The 19675-nt window shown below is 70.9% G+C and carries 15 protein-coding genes; 3 read left to right on the plus strand and 12 right to left on the minus strand.

Annotated features, from left to right (window positions below):
• Positions 1–55 precede the first annotated feature (55 nt).
• The 7 genes from IFT45_RS03075 to sucC form a co-directional block, all read right to left on the minus strand.
• Complete coding sequence (locus IFT45_RS03075; protein ID WP_192126789.1) at positions 56–1876, minus strand: ABC transporter transmembrane domain-containing protein; 1821 nt, start codon at positions 1874–1876, stop codon at positions 56–58.
• 83 nt (positions 1877–1959) lie between these two features.
• Positions 1960–3792, minus strand: coding sequence for an ABC transporter ATP-binding protein (locus tag IFT45_RS03080; protein WP_192126616.1), 1833 nt, complete (start codon positions 3790–3792; stop codon positions 1960–1962).
• 300 nt (positions 3793–4092) lie between these two features.
• A complete protein-coding gene (purH, locus tag IFT45_RS03085) occupies positions 4093–5748 on the minus strand; it encodes a bifunctional phosphoribosylaminoimidazolecarboxamide formyltransferase/IMP cyclohydrolase (RefSeq protein ID WP_192126618.1) in 1656 nt (551 codons plus the stop codon).
• Positions 5745–6338, minus strand: a complete 594-nt coding sequence (gene purN / locus IFT45_RS03090; RefSeq protein WP_056057207.1) for a phosphoribosylglycinamide formyltransferase — start codon at positions 6336–6338, stop codon at positions 5745–5747. Before purN ends, purH begins: the two co-directional genes overlap by 4 nt.
• A gap of 35 nt (positions 6339–6373) precedes the next feature.
• On the minus strand, positions 6374–8083 hold the full coding sequence (locus IFT45_RS03095) for a DUF6350 family protein (RefSeq protein ID WP_192126620.1): 1710 nt from the start codon (positions 8081–8083) through the stop codon (positions 6374–6376).
• A gap of 190 nt (positions 8084–8273) precedes the next feature.
• Positions 8274–9158 (minus strand): succinate--CoA ligase subunit alpha, encoded by an 885-nt coding sequence (gene sucD / locus IFT45_RS03100; RefSeq protein WP_056057209.1) that lies wholly within the window; start codon positions 9156–9158, stop codon positions 8274–8276.
• A 14-nt stretch (positions 9159–9172) separates the two neighbouring features.
• On the minus strand, positions 9173–10336 hold the full coding sequence (gene sucC, locus IFT45_RS03105) for an ADP-forming succinate--CoA ligase subunit beta (RefSeq protein ID WP_185233800.1): 1164 nt from the start codon (positions 10334–10336) through the stop codon (positions 9173–9175).
• 300 nt (positions 10337–10636) lie between these two features.
• On the opposite strand from sucC, the gene IFT45_RS03110 reads away from it, so the two are divergent.
• From IFT45_RS03110 to IFT45_RS03120, 3 genes are all read left to right on the plus strand, one after another.
• On the plus strand, positions 10637–12328 hold the full coding sequence (locus IFT45_RS03110; RefSeq protein ID WP_192126622.1) for a RecQ family ATP-dependent DNA helicase: 1692 nt from the start codon (positions 10637–10639) through the stop codon (positions 12326–12328).
• A 75-nt stretch (positions 12329–12403) separates the two neighbouring features.
• Positions 12404–12814, plus strand: a complete 411-nt coding sequence (locus IFT45_RS03115; RefSeq protein WP_056057216.1) for an ester cyclase — start codon at positions 12404–12406, stop codon at positions 12812–12814.
• A 67-nt stretch (positions 12815–12881) separates the two neighbouring features.
• Positions 12882–13115 (plus strand): hypothetical protein, encoded by a 234-nt coding sequence (locus IFT45_RS03120; RefSeq protein ID WP_192126624.1) that lies wholly within the window; start codon positions 12882–12884, stop codon positions 13113–13115.
• A gap of 100 nt (positions 13116–13215) precedes the next feature.
• Here the strand turns inward: IFT45_RS03120 and IFT45_RS03125 are convergent, their stop codons facing one another.
• The 5 genes from IFT45_RS03125 to IFT45_RS03145 form a co-directional block, all read right to left on the minus strand.
• The gene (locus tag IFT45_RS03125; RefSeq protein WP_185233808.1) at positions 13216–13932 is read right to left on the minus strand and encodes an ABC transporter ATP-binding protein; all 717 of its coding nucleotides are present in this window, start codon (positions 13930–13932) and stop codon (positions 13216–13218) included.
• Positions 13929–15212: a hypothetical protein gene (locus IFT45_RS03130; protein WP_192126626.1), complete on the minus strand. Its 1284-nt coding sequence runs from the start codon at positions 15210–15212 to the stop codon at positions 13929–13931. Before IFT45_RS03130 ends, IFT45_RS03125 begins: the two co-directional genes overlap by 4 nt.
• Positions 15209–16105, minus strand: a complete 897-nt coding sequence (locus tag IFT45_RS03135; RefSeq protein WP_192046323.1) for a hypothetical protein — start codon at positions 16103–16105, stop codon at positions 15209–15211. The genes IFT45_RS03130 and IFT45_RS03135 overlap by 4 nt, the downstream gene beginning before the upstream one ends.
• An 86-nt stretch (positions 16106–16191) precedes the next feature.
• Positions 16192–16605, minus strand: a complete 414-nt coding sequence (locus IFT45_RS03140; RefSeq protein ID WP_185233814.1) for a hypothetical protein — start codon at positions 16603–16605, stop codon at positions 16192–16194.
• Between the two features lie 630 nt (positions 16606–17235).
• Positions 17236–19662: an ATP-dependent helicase gene (locus IFT45_RS03145; protein WP_192126628.1), complete on the minus strand. Its 2427-nt coding sequence runs from the start codon at positions 19660–19662 to the stop codon at positions 17236–17238.
• Between the last annotated feature and the right edge of the window lie 13 nt (positions 19663–19675).

Genomic DNA, 19675 nt, shown 5'->3' on the forward strand with positions numbered 1-19675 from the left:
ATTCGGAAGGGGTGCGGGCCTGGCCCGGCGCGAGGGGATCGCCGGCGCGACCGGCTCAGACCAGCGAGTCGCGCCAGGCGGCGTGCAGCTGGGCGAAGCGGCCCGTGCCGGCGATGAGGTCGGCGGGCGTGCCGTCCTCGACGACGCGGCCGTGCTCCATGACGAGCACCCGGTCGGCGATCGCGACCGTCGACAGTCGGTGCGCGATGATCACCGCGGTTCGGTCGGCGAGCAGCGTCTGCAGCGCCTCCTGCACCATCCGCTCGGAGGGGATGTCGAGCGACGCGGTCGCCTCGTCGAGGATGAGCACCGCCGGGTCGGCGATGAACGCCCGCGCGAACGAGAGCAGCTGCCGCTGGCCGGCCGACACCCGCCCGCCGCGCTTCGCGACGTCGGTGTCGTAGCCGTCGGGCAGCGCCATGACGAACTCGTGGGCGCCCACGGCCCGGGCGGCCCGCTCGATCTCCTGGCGCGTCGCGTCGGGCTTGCCGAGAGCGATGTTGTCGGCGACGCTGCCCGAGAAGAGATACGCCTCCTGCGTCACCATGACGATGGCCCGGCGGAGGTCCTTCGGGTGCAGGTCGCGCAGGTCGACGTCGTCGAGGGTCACCGTGCCGCGGGTGGGGTCGTAGAACCGCGACATCAGCTTCGCGAGCGTCGACTTGCCCGCACCGGTCGAGCCGACGAGCGCGATGGTCTGGCCCGCGGGCACGTGCAGGTCGAACTGCGGCAGCACGACGGCGTCGGCCGAGTAGGCGAACTCGACGTCGTCGAAGTCGACCGCGCCCCTCGCGTGCCGCAGGTCGACCGGGCGCACGGGGTCGGGCACGCTCGGCTGCTCCTCGAGCACGCCGGAGATCTTCTCGAGCGCGGCGGAGGCCGACTGGTAGCTGTTGTAGAACATCGCCATCTCCTCCGCCGGGTCGAAGAAGCGCTTGGCGTAGAGGGCCACGGCGAGCAGCGCGCCGATCTCGAGCGTGCCGCCGATCACGCGGAAGCCGCCGAACAGCACCACGGCCGCGAGGGTCGCGTTGCCGATCAGCACGAGACCGGGGTCGAAGGTGCCGAAGAGCGTGAACACCTTCGAGTTGGCGCCGCGGTTGCCCTCGACCTCGCCGGCGTACTCGACCTCGTTGCGCGCCTCCTTGCGGAAGGCCTGCACGGCCCGCATGCCGGTCATCGTCTCGACGAAGTGCACGATCACCCGGGCGCTCGTGACGCGCGTCGCGCGGAAGAGGCGCTGCGAGCGCACCTGGAACCACCGCGTCAGCGCGACCAGCGGCACGAGCGCGACGGCGAGCACGAGCCCGCTCGGGGCGTCGAGGCTGACGAGCGCGATCGCGGTGAAGACCATGTAGAGCAGGCCCTGCACGAGCTGGTTGATGCCCGAGTCGAGCAGCTCGCGGATGGAGTCGAGGTCGCTGGTCTGCCGCGAGATGATGCGGCCCGACGTGTACGTCTCGTGGAACTCCAGGCTGAGCCGCTGGGTGTGGAGGAAGAGCCGCTTGCGCAGGTCGAAGAGGATCGCCTGGCTGATGCGCGCCGAGAGCACGGTGTACTGCGCCATCAGCACCGCGCCGACGACGCCGGTGGCGAGGTAGACGCCGACGACGAGCAGCGCCGGCGCCCAGTCCTGCTCGCTCATCAGCGCGGGCAGCGCGCGGTCGATGCCGGCCGCGATCAGCGCCGGCCCGGCCACCTGGCACGCCGTGCTGACCACGACGACGAGCGCCATGACGACGAGGCGCCAGCGGAGCGGCCGCACCAGCGACCCGAGGAGGCGCAGCGAGCGCCCCCGGAGCCGCTTGCTCTCCGCCGCGGTGAAGTCGTCCCTCTCCTCGCCGCGGACCCCCTCGGTCGAGGAGCCCTGCCCGATCCGCTTCTGCGCGGGCGTGCGGCCGTCGAGCTTGGCGTGCTCGGCGGGGGCGTCGGGGCGGTCGCCCGGGAGTGCCTGGTCGCTCACGCGAGCACCTCTTCTCGGCTGGGGACGTCGCCGTCGTCGAGCGACGAGATGACGTAGCGGTAGTGCTCGTTCGTGGCGAGCAGGTCGGAGTGGGTGCCGACCGCGGTGACGACGCCGTTCTCGAGCAGCGCGACGCGGTCGGCGAGGGTGACGGTCGACGGGCGGTGGGCGACGATCAGCGACGTGGTCGACGCGAGCACGCGCCGGAGCCCCGCCTCGACCCGGGCCTCGGTGTCGACGTCGAGCGCCGACAGCGGGTCGTCGAGCACGAGCACCGCGGGCCGTGCCGCGATCGCGCGCGCGAGGGCGAGCCGCTGCCGCTGGCCGCCCGAGAGGCTGAGCCCCTCCTCGCCGACGCGCGTGTCGACTCCCTCCGGCAGCTCGTCGACGAACTGCGCCTGCGCGATGTCGAGCGCCTCGCGCAGCACCCGCTCGGACTCGACGGGGTCGTCGACCAGGTCGGGGCGGCCGAGCAGCACGTTCTCGCGCACCGAGGCGCTGAACAGCGTCGCGTCCTCGAAGGCCATGCCGATGTGGCGGCGCAGCTCGGCCCGGGTGAGGTCGCGCACGTCGACCCCGTCGAGCAGCACGCGGCCGCCGGTGACGTCGTAGAGGCGCGGAACGAGGGCGAGCAGGGTGGTCTTGCCCGAGCCGGTCAGGCCGACCAGGGCCATCGTCTCGCCGGGCTCGACGACGAGGTCGACGCCGTTGACGAGGTCGTCGAACTGCGCCGGGCTGTCCTGGTAGCGGAAGTGCGCGGCCTCGAACTCGAGCCAGCCCAGCGGCTCGGCGATCGTCTCGGGGTGCTCGGGGTCGGTGACCGTGTTGACGCTGTCCATCACCTCGAAGAAGCGGTCGACCGCGGTCCGGGTGTCGAAGGTCATCGACAGCAGGAACCCGATCGACTCCACCGGCCAGCGCAGCACGGTCGCCGTGGCGAAGAACGCGAAGAGCTGGCCGACCGTCAGCTGGCCGTCCGCGGCGAGCCAGATGCCGCCGAGCAGGCAGAGCGCGAAGGCGACGTCGGGCACGAGCAGCAGCCACAGCCAGAGCTGCGAGATGGCCTTCGCCTTCTCGATCTCGGTGCCGCGCAGGTCGTCGGCGCGCTTCGCGAACTCGCGCAGCGAGTGCTTCCCCCGCCCGAACGCCTTGAGCACGCGGATGCCGTGCACGCTCTCCTCTACGCTCGTGGCGAGGTCGCCGACCTGGTCCTGGCTGCGGCGGGCCACGACCGAGTAGCGGTTCTCGAACGCGAGGCTGACGACGAAGACCGGGATCGATGCGACGACGAAGATCAGCGCGAGCACCCAGCTGTAGAAGAAGAGCACGACGAAGCCGACGACGATCGTCAGGAGGTTGACGACGAGCAGCACGACGCCGAAGGCCAGCCAGCGACGGATGAGCGACAGGTCGCTGACCGACCGGCTGAGCAGCTGCCCGCTCTGCCAGCGGTCGTGGAACGCCACCGGCAGGTCTTGCAGCTTGGCGTACAGCGCGTTGCGCATGGTGGCCTCGACGTGGGTGCTCGGGGTGAGCACGAGCCGGCGGCGAGCGGCGATCATGCCCGCCTCGACGACGCCGAGCACCAGCACGACGGCGAAGGCCGGCCACACCTGCGCGGTGTCGCCGCTCGAGAGCGGGCCGTCGACGAGCAGCTGCAGCACGGCGGGGATGACCAGGGCGACGACGGCGGCCAGCAGCGCGGCGACCATGCCGAGCACGATGCGCGGCAGGGCGGGCGCGACGTAGGGGCGGAGGCGCGCGAGCGACCGGACGGTCGACGGGCGACCCGGCTCGGAGCGCGCGGGGGCGGAGGGCTGGCGTGACATGGGTGGTCCAAGTGTCGTGATCGGAGCGCGACGCCGGGGCGCGGCGTCGCGGAGCGTGGAGCGGAGGGCCGCCGGGGCTCCTGGGGAGGAGCGGGGCGGGCGGCCGCCGGAGGTGCCGGTCGGCGCAGTGGAGGAGGGACGGAGGCGACGGTCGTCGGCTGCGGGCAGCCTCACAGACTATGTGATCCGTTGCGCACCCCGCAAGACCAGGTGGTTCGGACGAACGAGCCGGACGCCGGACGACGGCCGCCCCGCCACGACGGGTCGTGACGGGGCGGCCGGAGAGCGACGCGGGCGGCGTCAGTGGAAGAAGTGGCGCTCCCCCGTGAAGTACATCGTCACGCCCGCGGCCGTCGCCGCGGCCACGACCTCCTCGTCGCGGATGGAGCCGCCGGGCTGCACGACGGCGCGCACGCCGGCCTCGAGCAGCACCTGCAGGCCGTCGGCGAACGGGAAGAACGCGTCGGAGGCGGCGACCGAGCCGGTGGCCCGCTCCCCCGCCCGGGTCACCGCGAGGTGGCACGAGTCGACCCGGTTGACCTGGCCCATGCCGACCCCGACGGAGGCGCCTCCGTCGGCCAGCAGGATCGCGTTCGACTTCACGGAGCGGCAGGCCCGCCAGGCGAACTCGAGGTCGGCGCGGGTGGCGGCGTCGGCCTCCGGCCCGGCGACCAGCGTCCAGCCCTCGGACGAGAAGGCGTCGAACGAGTCGACCTCCTGCACGAGCAGGCCGCCGGAGACCTGGCGCACCTCCTGCGTCGGGCGGGCGAAGCCCTCGGGCAGCACCAGCAGGCGGATGTTCTTCTTCGTGGTGAGGACCTCGAGCGCCTCGGGCTCGAAGGCCGGCGCGATGACGACCTCGGTGAAGATGTCCTTCACGACCTCCGCCATGGCGCGCGTGACCGGGCGGTTCGCGGCGATGACGCCGCCGTAGGCCGACACCGGGTCGCAGGCGTGGGCGCGGCGGTGCGCGTCGGCGATCGCGTCGGCGGCGTCGGGCGAGGCGACGGCGATGCCGCAGGGGTTGGCGTGCTTGATGATCGCGACGGCCGGCTCGGCGAAGTCGTACGCGGCGCGGAGGGCCGCGTCGGCGTCGACGTAGTTGTTGTACGACATCTCCTTGCCGTGCAGCTGCTCGGCCTGCGCGATGCCCGTGCCCGCGGGCGAGGCGTAGAGGGCCGCCGCCTGGTGCGAGTTCTCGCCGTAGCGCAGGGTGGCGAGGCGGTCGCCCTCGAGGGCGACGTGCTCCGGGAAGCCGACCCGCGACTCCTCGGCGCCTGCCTCGGTGCCCGCTTCGGTGTCTGCGGCGTCGTGCTCGGCGCGGACTCCGACGTTGTCGGCGAACCAGGCCGCGACGGCCGTGTCGTAGGCGGCGGTGTGCGCGAAGGCCTCGCCGGCGAGGCGCTGACGCTGCGCGAGGGTCGTGCCGCCGAGCGTGAGCGACTTCACGATCTGCGCGTAGCTGGCGGGCGAGACGGCGATCGCGACGTTGGCGTGGTTCTTCGCGGCGGCGCGCACCAGGGCGGGGCCGCCGATGTCGATGTTCTCGACCACCGTCGGGGCGGCGGCGCCCGAGGCGACGGTCTCGACGAACGGGTACAGGTTGACGACGACGAGCTCGAACGCGGCGATGCCGAGGTCGGCGAGCTGCTGCTCGTGCGACTCGAGGCGGAGGTCGGCGAGCACCCCGGCGTGGATGCCCGGGTGCAGCGTCTTGACGCGACCGTCGAGCGACTCGGGGAACCCGGTCACGGCGCTGACGTCGGTGACGGAGAAGCCCGCGTCGCGGATCGTGGAGGCGGTGGAGCCGGTCGAGACGATCTCGACCCCGGCGGCGGAGAGCGCCTCGGCGAGGTCGAGCAGGCCCGTCTTGTCGCTGACGCTGATCAGCGCCCGGCGCACCGGCACGGCGTCGCGGTCGCGGTAGAGGGCGGGGTCGATAGCGTGACCGCTCATGCGGTGGGCTCCTGTTCGAGGTCGATGGTCTTCGTGGCGATGTCGTGCACCGTGCGGACGAGCAGCTCGCGCTCGACGATCTTGATGCGGTCGTGCAGCGACGACTCGTCGTCGCCCGGCAGCACCGGGATGCGGCGCTGCGCGAGGATCGGCCCGCTGTCGACGCCGGCGTCGACGACGATGACGCTGGCGCCGGTCTGCTCGACCCCCGCCGCGATCGCGTCGCGGACGCCGTGGGCACCGGGGAACTCGGGCAGGTAGGCGGGGTGCGTGTTGATGAGGTGCGGGCTGAGCGCCTCGACCACCCGCGGCGGCAGCAGGCGCATGAAGCCGCTGAGCACGACGAGGTCGGCGCCCCAGCCGGTCAGCTGCGCGAGCAGCTCGTCGCCCCAGCTCGCGCGGTCGGGGAACGCCGTGAACGGCACGGTGAAGGTCGGGATGCCGAACGCCTCCGCGTGCTCGAGCCCGTCGGCGTCGCGGTCGGCCCCGACGGCGACGACCCGCGCGGGGTAGTCGGCGTGCTGCGCGGCCTCGAGCAGGGCACGCAGGTTCGAGCCGCCACCGGAGATGAGCACCACGAGCTTCAGCACCCGGCAAGCCTAGCGGTGGCCCGACGGGGCCCCGGTCAGCGGGTCAGGCCGTCGATCTGCTCGGTGACGTCGCCGTCGTCGTCACGGGCGCCACGGCCGCTTCCGGTGGCGGTGCCGGTGCCGGCGGGCTCGGGCGGAGTCGCGACCACGTCGATCGGGCCGGTCGCGTCGTCGTCGTGCTCACGGCGTCGCCGCGACGGGATCGACGGCAGGCTCGGCAGGCTCGGCAGCGACGGCAGGGAGGCGCGGGTCGGCAACCGAGGGAGCCGGCGTCGCGAGGGCGTCGCCTCCGCGTCACCGTGGTCGTCGGTGATCTCCGGCCCGACGGCATGCGCCCCGTCGCGGTCGCGGTCGCGGTCGCGGTCGCGCCCGGCTCCGGCGGCACGGAGGTCGTCCTCGCGCCGCGCGTCCTCGCGCCGCGCGTCGTCGCGCCTCGCGTCCTCGCGCCTCGCGTCCTCGCGCCGCGCGTCCTCGCGCCGGTCGTCCTCGCGCCCGTCGTCGTCGCGCCCGTCGTCGTCGTGCCCCAGGAACTTGCGGATCGACACGGTCAGCGCCAGCGCCGCGGGCAGCCCGACCTCGAGCGCCGCGAAGGCCCCGACGAGCAGCGGGTCGGGGCCGACGTCGACGAGACGGCCGGGCCCGACCGAGCCGGAGGCGGCCCAGGCCAGCAGTCCGACCGCGAGGCCCCCGACGACGCCCGCGGCGACGCCGACCACGACGCGGCGCAGCAGGTCATCGACGCCGGCCCGGCGCAGGGCGGCGTGCACTCGGCCGCGCAGCAGCGTGGCGACGACGAAGGAGGCGACCACGGGCACGAGCAGCCCGACGAAGCCGAACGGGAGGTCGGCCGTCGGCAGGGCGCCGAGGAAGGGCACGGCGGGCAGCGGCCCCACGGTCGTGCCGAGCGGCGAGACGCCCGAGCCGGTGCCCAGCGCGAAGCCCGGGCCGACGAGCCAGGAGGCCGCCCAGACGACGAGGTCGGGCAGCAGGGCGAGCTGGCCGAGGGTGAGCGCGAGGCCGCCGAGGAACCCGCCGTGGGCGCCCTCGTAGAGCGTGATGAGCTCGGCGTAGCTGGTCACGAGCAGCAGGCCGACGACGAGGCCCGAGACGGCGAGCAGCACGGCGGCGCTGCCGACGCCGATGCGCAGGGCGGCGGCCGTCACGACGCGGACGGCGTCGGGGAGCCGGCCGACGGTGCGGGCGACCCAGCCCGTGACCGGGTCGGGCTCGGCGTCACGGCGACGCCGCGTCACCTCCGCCATGGCGACGAGCGGCACGGCGTAGACGAGCGTGGGCAGCACGATCCCCTGCATGAACGACGGCGTCGCGAGCTCGTGCCGGGCACTGGCGGCGAGGCCCGTGCTGAGCAGCGCGAAGGCCCCGATGCTGACGAGGACGCCCATGACGCGGTGCGGCGTCTCGGCGATCGCCCGCCCCGCCCGCACGGCGAGCAGGACGGTCAGCACGGAGAAGCCCAGGGCGGCGATCGTCACCGAGATGGGCGCGTCGGCGCCGGCGACCCCGGAGGCCGCCGCCGTGGCGGGGCTGAGCTGGAGGGTGAGGTCGACGCCGTGGCCGACGAGCCAGACGTCGACGGCGGCGCGCCAGAAGACGATCCAGTCGATCTGCAGGCCGTACTGGAAGGCCCAGAGCGAGCTGAGCACGACGACCGGCAGCCCGACGCCGATGCCGACGACGAGCAGGGCCTCGAGGGCCGCGAAGACGGCGGTGACTGGGCGGTTCATCGGGCTCGACTGTACCGGGGCCGCGCGGGGCCGCCGACCCGCCCCGCGGGCGCGCCGCGCCCCGGCCGCGGCACGACGAACGGGCGTGTGCGACGTCCCTGGGCGGTCGTGACCGCCCGCGGACGCCGCACACGCCCGTCGTGCCGACCGGGGTCGGCGGGGCCGGCGAGGGCCGGCGAGGGCGTCGCGCCTAGAGCGCGGCGTAGACCTCGCGCAGCAGGGCCGCGGTCTCGCTCGGCGTCTTGCCGACCTTGACCCCGGCGGCCTCGAGGGCCTCCTTCTTGGCCTGTGCGGTGCCCGCCGAGCCCGAGACGATGGCGCCGGCGTGGCCCATGGTCTTGCCCTCGGGCGCGGTGAAGCCGGCGACGTAGCCGACGACCGGCTTGGTCACGTGGGCCGCGATGTAGTCGGCCGCGCGCTCCTCCGCGTCGCCGCCGATCTCGCCGATCATGACGATCGCCTTGGTGTCGGGGTCGGCCTCGAACGCCTCGAGGGCGTCGATGTGGGTCGTGCCGATGACGGGGTCGCCGCCGATGCCGATGGCGGTCGAGAAGCCCAGGTCGCGCAGCTCGAACATCATCTGGTAGGTCAGGGTGCCCGACTTCGAGACGAGGCCGATCGGGCCGCTGCCCGAGATGCTGGCCGGCGTGATGCCGACGAGCGACTCGCCCGGCGTGATGATGCCGGGGCAGTTCGGGCCGATGATGCGCGTGGTGCCCTTCGCCTTGGCGAGCGACCAGAACTCCGCGGCGTCCTGCACGGGGATGCCCTCGGTGATGACGACGACGAGCGGCACCTCGGCCTCGATGGCCTCGATGACGGCGTCCTTCGCGAAGGCCGGGGGCACGAAGACGATCGAGACGTCCGCGCCCGTCTTCTCGACGGCCTCCACGACCGTGCCGAAGACGGGCAGCTCGACGTCGCCGTGGGTGACGGTCGTGCCGGCCTTGCGGGCGTTGACGCCGCCGACGACCTGGGTGCCGGCCTTGAGCATCAGGGCGGTGTGCTTGGTGCCCTCGCCGCCGGTGATGCCCTGGACGATGACCTTGCTGTCGCGGGTGAGGAAGATCGACATTGTTCTGAGGTCCTTTACTTCGAAGCCAGCTCGGCGGCCTTGTCGGCCGCCTCGTCCATGGTCGCGACGACGGTGACGAGCGGGTGCGCCGCCTCCGCCAGGATGCGTCGGCCCTCGTCGACGGCGTTGCCGTCGAGGCGGACGACGAGGGGCTTGGTGGCCGAGTCGCCGAGGATGCCGAGGGCCGCGACGATGCCGTTGGCGACCGCGTCGCAGGCCGTGATGCCGCCGAAGACGTTGACGAAGACGCTCTTGACCTGCTCGTCGCCGAGGATCACGTCGAGGCCCGCCGCCATGACCTCGGCGCTCGCTCCGCCGCCGATGTCGAGGAAGTTCGCGGGCTTGACTCCGCCGTGCGCCTCACCGGCGTACGCGACGACGTCGAGGGTCGACATGACGAGCCCGGCGCCGTTGCCGATGATGCCGACCTCGCCGTCGAGCTTCACGTAGTTGAGGCCCGAGGCCGCGGCCTTGGCCTCGAGCGGGTCGGCCGCGTCGGCGTCCTCCAGCTCGGCGTGCGCGGGGTGGCGGAAGGCGGCGTTCTCGTCGAGCGAGACCTTGCCGTCGAGGGCGACGACGTCGCCCTGCTCCGTGAGCACGAGCGGGTTGACCTCGACGAGCGTCGCGTCCTCCCCCTCGTAGACCGCGTAGAGCTTGACGATGACCGGGGCCACCTTGCCGACCAGCTCGTCGGGGAAGCCGCCGGCGCGGGCGATCTCCTCCGCCTTCGCGAGGTCGATGCCGGCGCGCGGGTCGACCTCGACGCGCGCGAGGGCCTCGGGCTTCTCGACGGCGAGCTGCTCGATCTCCATGCCGCCCTCGACGCTGCAGAGCGACAGGTACGAGCGGTTCGCTCGGTCGAGCAGCACCGAGAAGTAGAACTCCTGGGCGATCTGGGCGCCGCCGGCGACCATCACGCGCTTGACGACGTGGCCCTTGATGTCGAGCCCGAGGATGGCCTCCGCCGCGGCCTGCGCCTCGTCGGGGGTCTTCGCGACCTTGACGCCGCCGGCCTTGCCGCGACCGCCGACCTTGACCTGGGCCTTGACCACGGTGACGCCGCCGAGCTGTTCGGCCGCCGCGCGCGCCTCCTCAGGGGTGTCGGCGACGATGCCCGGCAGGACGGGCACGCCGTAGGACTCGAACAAGTCCCTGGCCTGGTACTCGAAAAGATCCACGCTGTTCTTCCAATCCGCATCGCTGCGCCAGTGCTAGCTCGGTCGTGCCGCAGGGCGGCACCGGCCTCGTCACGGCTCAGCCGAAGTGTCTCGACGTCGTGACGAACAGGCCTCGGCCAGCCTAGCGCCTGGCCTGTGAGCCGCCCTCGGGAGCCGTGACGGGGGTACCCTCCCCGGCCGGGGTACGGATGAGGAGGGATCTCTGCCGATCGCCTGTGCAGCCTGAGCGTGTCGCCGGGGCCGGGAATCTCATGGTCACTCCCGGCGCACCACGGCGCCGCCCGCACCACGAGGAACGCCATGAGCCGCACCGCGAAGAAGCCCGCCCACACCGCCCCCGACGCCGCCACGATCGCGGAGACCGCCGCCCGCCTCTTCGAGTGGGACGAGCTGCGCCCCGCCCAGGCCGAGGCCATCACGGCGGTGCTCTCGGGCCGCGACACGTTCGGCATCATGCCCACGGGCTCGGGCAAGAGCGCGATCTACCAGGTCGCCGGCGCGCTGCTCGACGGCCCGACCGTCGTCGTCTCGCCCCTCATCGCGCTGCAGGCCGACCAGGTCGCCGGGCTCGTGGGCCACCCGGACGCTCCCCCGGCCGCCGACATCAACTCCGGGCACTCCGACGCAGAGAACGACGAGAGCTGGCGTCGCATCGAGGCGGGCGAGATCACCTACGTCTTCCTCGCGCCGGAGCAGCTCGCCCGCGACGAGACGGTCGAGCGCCTGTCGCGCGCGGGCGTCGCCCTCTTCGTCGTCGACGAGGCGCACTGCGTGTCGTCGTGGGGCCACGACTTCCGCCCCGACTACCTGCACCTCGGCGAGGTCGTCGAGGCCCTGGGCCGCCCGCCGGTGCTCGCGCTCACCGCGACCGGCTCGGGCCCCGTGCGCGACGAGGTGATCGAGCGCCTGCGCCTCCGCGACCCGCTCGTCATCAGCCGCGGCTTCGACCGCCCCAACCTGTCGCTCTCGGTCGTGCGCCACGAGGACGACGCCGAGAAGCGCCGTGCCGTCGTCGAGCAGGTCGCGGAGCTCGTGACCCCCGGCATCGTCTACGTCGCGACCCGCTCCGAGAGCGAGCGCTACGCCGACGAGATCGGCGAGCGCTGCCCCGACCGCACCGTCGAGGCGTACCACGCGGGCCTCCGCTCGGCCGAGCGAGGTGCCCTGCACGAGCGCTTCCACGCCGGCGAGATCGACGTCGTCGTGGCGACGAGCGCCTTCGGCATGGGCATCGACAAGCCCGACGTGCGCTTCGTCGTGCACGCCGACGTGCCCGAGTCGCTCGACGAGTACTACCAGGAGATCGGGCGGGCCGGGCGTGACGGCGAGCCCGCCGACGCGACGCTGCACTACCGGCCGGAGGACCTGGGGCTGCGGTCCTTCTTCGCGTCGGGGCTGCCGTCCCGTGCCGAGCTGCGGTCGGTGTACGAGGCGGTCCGCGCCTCCTCGGGGCCGGTGCGGCGCACGACTATCGCCGAGGCGACCGATCTCAAGCCGCGGCAGGTGTCGCGCCTGGTCGACCTGCTGCTCGAGGCGGGCACCGTGCGGGAGGAGAAGGAGGGGTACACCGCGACCTCCGGCGTCGACGCCGAGACGGCCGCCGAGCGGGCGAGGGAGACCGCGGAGGCGCGTGACCGGGTCGAGAAGTCGCGCATCGCGATGATGCGCAGCTACGCCGAGGGCCGGGGCTGCCGCCGACGCTTCCTGCTCGGCTACTTCGGCGAGGAGGCGCCCGAGCGCTGCGGCAACTGCGACGACTGCCGCGCGGCCGAGGAGGCTCCCGAGCTGCCGGCCGCCGAGGAGTCGCGGGTCGGGTCGGATGCTCCGGCCCCGCTCTTCGACGCCGACACCCGCGTCACGCACCCCGCCTGGGGCGAGGGCACGGTCATGAGCACGGAGGACGACCGGCTGACGGTCTTCTTCGAGAGCGAGGGCTACAAGGTCCTCGCCGTCGAGGCCGTCGTCGAGCACGACCTGCTCAAGGCCGTCTGACACCCCGGCGGAGTAGACCGGGAGCGACCCGAGCACCACCCCCGACCACCGCACCAGGACCACTAGGAGACACGCATGTCGAAGGACAAGAACCTCGCCGCCCAGCAGCTGATCGGTGAGATCCTCACCGCCCGGGAGGTCGACCGCCTCGGCGAGGGCTTCCACGCCGACGTCGTCGACCACGACCCGGCGCCGGGCGCGCCCGCGGGCGTCGCGGGCATCAAGGCGTTCTGGAGCGACTTCTTCACGGCCTTCCCCGACGTCGACCTCGCGGTCGAGACGCTCGTGGCCGACGACGAGAACGTGACCGCCGTGTTCACGATCTCGGGCACGCACACCGGGCCGTTCCAGGGCCACGAGGCGACCGGGAAGTCGTTCACCGTGCGCGGCATCCAGGTCGGCCGCTTCGACGACGACGGCCTGCTCGTCGAGCGCTGGGGCGCCACCGACGAGGCCGGCCTGATGCAGCAGCTCGGCCTGAGCTGAGCGGCTGCTTCTCTCACCACCCACCGCTGTTCCATCCATCCCTGACCCACCACCGGAAGGACGCACCATGAGCGACACCCACGTGCCCGCCGCCTCGGGCGACGAGCCCTACGACGAAGAGACCGAGTTCGAGGAGAGCCAGCAGATCGTCACGAACGACGCGGTCGCCGGCGAGACCGTGCGGCCGGGCCTCGGCGACGGCAACGACGGCCCCACCGGCGGGTCGCCGCGCGAGGCCGAGCCGGGCCTCGCCGACAACGACCTCGCGGGCGAGGACATCGACCTCGACGAGACCGAGTAGACAGCAGCACCGCTACGACGCCCGCCCACCTAACTACGGCGGGCGGGCGTCGTCGTGTCCGGTGTGAGCCGAAGTCGCGCGCTGTCGTCAGTCGCGTCGTTCATCCACCACCCGCAATGGGCAGGGCAGCGCGCACGGGTCCACGGTCGTCTCCGAGCTCACGAAGGCGACGGTCTGCCACCATCACGCGTCGGTGGCAGGCTGCCGCTACGCGAGGACTGTGAGTGGCGATGATGAAGCTGGTTCCGCTCTCCTGAAGACGGGTGAAGAGATCGAGGATCTCGCCTTCGGTGTCCTCGTCGAGGGCGCCGGTGGGCTCGTCAGCAAGGATGAGGGTGGGACGCCTGATGATCGCTCGCGCGATCGCGACACGTTGGGCCTCCCCCCCGGAGAGCTTGGTGACCGGCTTCTTGCCCATGCCCTCCAGCCCTACCAACGCGAGGGCCTCCCTCGTCCGGCGCTCCGGTTGCTCCAGTCCGCGGGCGCCGAAGAGGACGTTCCGTTCAACGGTGAAGTCGTCGAGGAGATCGTAGGACTGCGCGACGAGGCCGATGTGCCGTCGTCGGTGGTCAGCGAGCGGATCGAGGTGCTTCGCCAGCGCCGTGCCTTGGAAGACGTACTGTCCGTCGTATCGACCATCCAGGCCGGCGATGATTCGCAGCAGCGTCGTCTTGCCGCTGCCGCTTCGCCCGAGGAGTGCCACCGAACGCTCGTCAGATGCCATGGTGAAGGTGAGGCTGTCGAATATCGGGCGCATGGCGCCGTTGGGCTCGCGCACGGCTTTGGTGAGCGACTGCAGCCCGAGGAGTTCGGTCATGGTTCGTTCCTTGGACGGTGTCGGATGGTGTGTCGGAGCTGCGTACGGCAACGCAACAGATCCGCGGCCCCCAGCAGGGCGATGAGCGTCAGGCAGAATGTCCGTGCGGACGAATCCTGGTTCGGAAGCAGGTGCGTGACCGCGAGGAATACGACAGCAAGGCTGGCGTACTCGATGGCGACGATGGTCAGCACTGCTCGTCCGAGGTCGCTGCGGCTCTGCCCGAGCTCCCACGCGATGCGAATTCGTCGTTCTCTGCGTCGGGTCGCGCTGTTCGTCAGGATGCCGCTCATCACGAGAGATGCCGCCGCTACAAGGCACTCGACGGTCAGCACCAGGGCGAAGTTGTCGTGAACGAGAGCGCGGACTGAGGCGAACTGCGTCAGGTAGCTCGGCACGCTCAGCAAGGCGTATTGGTCGAACCCTGATGACGTCGCTGCGCTCTGCAGTGTCGTGAAGACCACCGTATCGGGCTGGCCTCGGTCGACGGCGATGTTGGCGTTCAGCATCGCGAAGGCGAGGATGCCGTAGAACCCCGGATCGGCCTCGGCCGCCCCGGTGATGCTTCTCGGGTAGGGAACGACGAGGTGGTCGTCCAGAAAATGATTGATGTCGCCCTGGTAGAACATCGAGGCGTTCGGCGGGAGGAACCCGGCGACCCGCATGCGGGTGGGCTTGAAGTAGTAGTTGACGGTGAGGCGGTCGCCGACGGCGTAGACACCGTCGTAGTCGGCCCCGAGGAGGACAGGAATCGTTTCGCTGTCGTAGTCGACAGCACCCCAGTCCAGATCGATGTCGTTCTGACCCGCGAGGTTGTAGAAGTCGAAGGTGGATTCGCTCAGCTGCACGGATTTGACGTTCACGACCTGCTTGCCCAGGACCGGATCCTCGTAGGGACCCTGCACTGTCTCCTGGGTTCCGTAGCCTTGCTCGAACGCCTGCCCGCCCGCGAAGTCCGCGACCGGCATGGCCTGATCGAACGCAGAGAGCAGCCGCACGCCTGCAGGGGCGCCTTGCTCGAGGGAGTCATAGAAGGTGGTGACCTTCTCAAGGTTCGCCAGGGACTTCCGGTACTGCTCGAAAAGCGCAGGGTCAGTCAAGCGATCGGTCAGGCCGTACATGTCGACTTCGGCGGAGTCGTCGAAGCTCTGGCTGACCGCATCCTGGGTCGACCGCGAGAAGCTGAATACGTTGTAAAGACTCGTCACGAGGAAGGCGAGCACGAAGACCTTCGCCACGAGACGGCCGTAGGTGCCGCGCAGCAGCGACGACGCGTTCATCTGTCCCTCACCCAGAGCGATGTTGCGAGGGCCCCCGCAGAGACGACGGTGCTCAGCACGAGCGGTGCGCCCGCTGCGGCCGCGAGTTCCGTCGCAGAGCGCAACGCTCCCGCTGAGGCCAGCGCGAGGCCCCAGACCGTCACGAACACAGCCCCAGCGAGCGAGGCGAGAGGGAGAACGCTCAACATCAGCACGCGCAGGCGTCGAGAACCGAGCCGGTACTGAACGGCTGCGACCGGCCTGCGGAAGCCCGCGATGAGCAGCCCGGAGGCCCCCGCACCGAAGAGCGTGAGTCCCCACCCGCACAGGATCACGATCGGTGAGACGTAGTCGATATTGGTGCGTTGATCTGTTCGCCCGCCTACCGGTTCCGTCGCTCTCACCCTCATGTCTGGCAGCGCCTGCGCGCCGCCCTCTACGTCGACAATGACAGGCCCGTCGACGCTGGCGAGGTCCCGGTCCTGCAGCAAGACGTCATGGGCGAGTCCGCTGTCGGCACGGACACCGAGACGGCCGATGACCAAGAACGCCTGCCCCTCGTAGTCGACGTAGCGCCGCCCGTTGTTCAAGCGTGTAGCCACCTGGTGGCCGACGAGAGCAACACGCTCGTCGGTGGCGCGGAACTGTCTTCCTTCGTGGATCGGCAACGGTTCAGGTCGGCCCAGCGTGCGAACCACCCGCAGGTGGCCGCTACCGTCGAGCTCCTGGAAGAGGCGGCCGGTGGGGGGTGTCCTGTCGAGCTCTGCTCGATCGACGACATCGAGCGAGTCGAGCCTCACCGCCGTGGCGCTGTAGAGGTTTCCTCCCTCCAAGGCAACGGCACTGCGGACATCGGCGTAGACGCCGATCCCTGCGCCGAGGGCGCTGAACAGTACTAGGAGCGTCACGCTCAAGAGAGGTTCTCGACGGTTCATGAGGTTCCCGAATGGCTAGAAGCGAGAAGGGGGGGGGGAGGGCAGAACCCTCCCGCCCCGAGGTCCTACCGGCCGTAGTAGGACTTCGCTGACCCCTTGCCGTAGGTGTGGTTCGCGACGAACCACGGCGACGTGGCCTGCGTGCCGCTCGTGCCCCACTGACGACCCGAGCTGGTGAGAACCGTGCTGCCGCTCTCCATCCGAGCAGTCGTGTAGTGGCGCACGCCTACCCACGTCGTCCAGCCCTTCGCGCGCTTGTTCGTGTACCCGTTGACGACCTTCTCTTCAGATGCACCCCGGTGGTTCACCGCGGTCACCGCCGCCGATCTGCCACCGATCTCAGGGCCGGATGAGGTCGAGAACGAACCGGTGTTCTCATCCCACCCACCCAGCTCAGCCGCGCCGGCAACACCAGCCGGCAGAGCTACGGCACCGACAACGAGCGCCGCGACGGCTATCGACATCTTCATTTTCTTCATTTCGATCCTCACCATTGACTGCGAAGAAGGGCAATGGGGCTCCTTGCATACGACTGATGTCGTGCAGCAAGTGACGCCGAACGCCCAGTCGAACCCCAGCGGAAAGTCCGCTTCCCAGCGGCATCCTGCCAGTATTGACATGTTCCACACAAGAACTGGGCGGTATTCAGATCGGCAGCCTGACGACGACGGCCTGGCCAGCGAGCGCTGGCGAGCCACGAGGAGGCCTGCCTGATGCGGCAGCTCGGGCGTGCCGCGCCCTACGGCGAGGAGACCACCTTGGAGGAGAGCCAGCAGAACGCCAGGAACGAAGCCGTCGCCGGCGAGACTCGGCTGCCTAGCGAACGGTTCGACAAACGGCCTCTACTCGACCGGCGCGCTCTGCCGCATAGCCAAGCTTGCAGACCCAGGCGCGCCCCTAGACAGGATCCCTCTAGCCGCAAGCTACAGCCATGTGGCCGAAGACCTGGTCGAGGCATCAGCTCGTGGTCCACTGCACGTGAAGGGGCTCGACGTCGTCGACGAAATGCAGATCTTCGTCGGAGGGCGCAGCCATGAGTGGAACCCCGCTAGGTGTCCGGCGCACACCCACGAGAGGGCTTTCATCCATTTCGCGGTTGTCTGTCATCGCTAGACCAACTTCTCGATCGGCGCGACCTTCATCAGCAGCTTCTTGCGGCCAGCCGTGTCGAAGAGCACCTCGGCGATGCGGCGGGCACCGACGCCGGTGACGGCCATGACGCGCCCCTCGCCGAAGTCGACGTGCGAGATGCGGTCGCCCTGCTCGAGCTCGAGGTCGCCGTTGTCGCGCACGGTGCCGGTGACCCGGTTCGACCACTCCGTCTTCGGCTTGGTCTTGGCCGCCGCGGTCGCGCGGTCGTAGCTGCCGCCGCCGTAGCCGCCGCTGGCGCGCGGGGACGAGCCGAGACGGTCGCCCGCACCGCCCTCGCGACGCGCGTTGAGCGCCCGCGGCTGCGTGCCTCCTCGACTGTCGGCCATGCCGGGCGACTGCTTCCAGTCGATCAGCTCGACCGGGATCTCTTGCAGGTACCGCGACGGCATCGCCACGTTCACCTCGCCGAACTGGGCCCGCGTCATCGCCAACGACAGGAAGAGGTGCTTGCGGGCGCGCGTGATGCCGACGTAGAACAGCCGTCGCTCTTCAGCAGGGCCGCCGGGCTCGCTCGCCGACATGCGGTGTGGTAGCAGGTCTTCTTCGACGCCGGTGAGGAAGACGGCCTCGTACTCGAGGCCCTTCGCCGTGTGCAGCGTCATCAGCGACACGGTGCCGCTCGTGTCGTCGAGATCGTCGGCCGCGGCGACCAGCGTCACCTCGGTGAGGAAGTCGAGCAGGGTGCCGTCGGGGTTGTTGCGCTGGAACTCCTTCGTCACCGCCACGAGCTCGTCGATGTTCTCGGCGCGGGCCTCGTCTTGCGGGTCACGCGACGCCCGCAGCGCCTCGATGATGCCGCTGCCCTCGATCAGCGTGGTGAGGATCTCGTGCACCGGCGCCGTCGCGGCCGTGGCCTGCACGCCGTCGAGCAGCTGGCCGAGGCCCGTGATCGCCCCGGTCACCTTCGGGCCGAGACCCAGCTGGTCGGCGTTGCGCAGCGCCTCGCGCAGCGGCGCCTCGTGCTGGTCGGCCCAGCGCTGCATCGCCGTCTCGGTCGCCGGCCCGATGCCGCGCTTCGGCACGTTCATGATGCGGCGCAGCGCCATCGGGTCGAGCGGGTTCGCGACGGTGATCAAGTACGCCATGGCGTCCTTGATCTCGGCGCGCTCGTAGAACTTCGTGCCGCCGAGCACCCGGTACGGGATGGCCGAACGGATGAAGATCTCCTCGAGAGCTCGGGTCTGCGAGTTGGTGCGGTAGAACACGGCCATGTCTTTGTAGGCCATGCCGCCCTCGCGCAGCTTGGCGATCTCGTCGGCGACGAACTGGGCCTCGTCGTGCCCGGTGTAGCCCGTGAACCCGGTGATCTTCTCGCCCGCACCGACCGTCGTGAAGAGGTTCTTCGCCTGGCGGTCGAAGTTGTTCGAGATGACGGCGTTGGCCGCGTCGAGGATGTTCTGGGTCGAGCGGTAGTTCTGCTCGAGCAGGATGACCTTCGAGTTGGGGAAGTCACGCTCGAACTCGACGATGTTGCGGATGTCGGCGCCGCGGAAGGCGTAGATCGACTGGTCGGAGTCGCCGACCACGGTGAGGGAGGCGCCGGGGATCCGCCCGCTGCCGTCGCGCATCGACTGCACGTACTGACCGCCGCGCTCGAGGTCGTCGACGATCTCGGGGTCGACCGGCCGCGTCAGCTCGCGGATCAGCGCGTACTGCGCGTGGTTCGTGTCTTGGTACTCGTCGACGAGGATGTGCCGGAACCGCCGCTGGTAGAGCGCGGCCACGTGCGGGAAGGCCCGGAAGAGGAAGACCGTCTGCGCGATCAGGTCGTCGAAGTCGAACGCGTTCGCCCGCTGCAGCTCGCGCGTGTACTGCCGGAAGATCTCGAGGAACATCACGTCTTGCGGGTCGCCCGCGTTGATCTGCCGCGAGTAGGTCTCGACGTCGGTCAGCTCGTTCTTCAGCTTCGAGATCTTGCCCGACGCCTGGCTGACCGTGAAGCCGAGCGAGTCGGCGTCCAGCTCTTTCAGGATGCGCTTCAGCAGCGCCCGGGAGTCCGCCGAGTCGTAGATGGTGAAGCTCTTCGTGAAGCCGAACTGCTCGGCTTCGCGCCGGAGGATGCGCACGCAGGCGCTGTGGAACGTGCTGATCCACATTCCCTCGCCGGCCTGGCCGACGAGGTGGCCGACCCGCTCGCGCATCTCGGCCGCGGCCTTGTTCGTGAAGGTGATGGCGAGGATCTGGCTCGGCCAGGCCTCGCGCGACGCGATGAGCCCGGCGATGCGCCGGGTCAGCACGCTCGTCTTGCCCGAGCCGGCACCGGCCACGATCAGCAGCGACTGCCCGCGGTACTCGACCGCTTCTTTCTGCTGGGGGTTCAGCCCCGCGGTCAGAGGGTCGCCGGAACCGCCGGCAGCGTCAGAGGGCTCGAGCACGATCGTCATGGCGGGCCCAGTC

Origin of the sequence: Frigoribacterium sp. CFBP 13707, assembly GCF_014842245.1 — a bacterium.
Taxonomy (GTDB): Bacteria; Actinomycetota; Actinomycetes; order Actinomycetales; family Microbacteriaceae; genus Frigoribacterium; species Frigoribacterium endophyticum.

Bases quoted from the DNA above. Each gene is read 5' to 3' on its own strand.
- IFT45_RS03080 (WP_192126616.1), bottom strand. From the start codon at position 3,792: ATGTCACGCCAGCCCTCCGCCCCCGCGCGCTCCGAGCCGGGTCGCCCG.
- purH (WP_192126618.1), bottom strand. From the start codon at position 5,748: ATGAGCGGTCACGCTATCGACCCCGCCCTCTACCGCGACCGCGACGCC.
- IFT45_RS03095 (WP_192126620.1), bottom strand. From the start codon at position 8,083: ATGAACCGCCCAGTCACCGCCGTCTTCGCGGCCCTCGAGGCCCTGCTC.
- sucD (WP_056057209.1), bottom strand. From the start codon at position 9,158: ATGTCGATCTTCCTCACCCGCGACAGCAAGGTCATCGTCCAGGGCATC.
- IFT45_RS03110 (WP_192126622.1), top strand. From the start codon at position 10,637: ATGAGCCGCACCGCGAAGAAGCCCGCCCACACCGCCCCCGACGCCGCC.
- IFT45_RS03115 (WP_056057216.1), top strand. From the start codon at position 12,404: ATGTCGAAGGACAAGAACCTCGCCGCCCAGCAGCTGATCGGTGAGATC.
- IFT45_RS03120 (WP_192126624.1), top strand. From the start codon at position 12,882: ATGAGCGACACCCACGTGCCCGCCGCCTCGGGCGACGAGCCCTACGAC.
- IFT45_RS03125 (WP_185233808.1), bottom strand. From the start codon at position 13,932: ATGACCGAACTCCTCGGGCTGCAGTCGCTCACCAAAGCCGTGCGCGAG.
- IFT45_RS03130 (WP_192126626.1), bottom strand. From the start codon at position 15,212: ATGAACGCGTCGTCGCTGCTGCGCGGCACCTACGGCCGTCTCGTGGCG.
- IFT45_RS03140 (WP_185233814.1), bottom strand. From the start codon at position 16,605: ATGAAGAAAATGAAGATGTCGATAGCCGTCGCGGCGCTCGTTGTCGGT.
- IFT45_RS03145 (WP_192126628.1), bottom strand. From the start codon at position 19,662: ATGACGATCGTGCTCGAGCCCTCTGACGCTGCCGGCGGTTCCGGCGAC.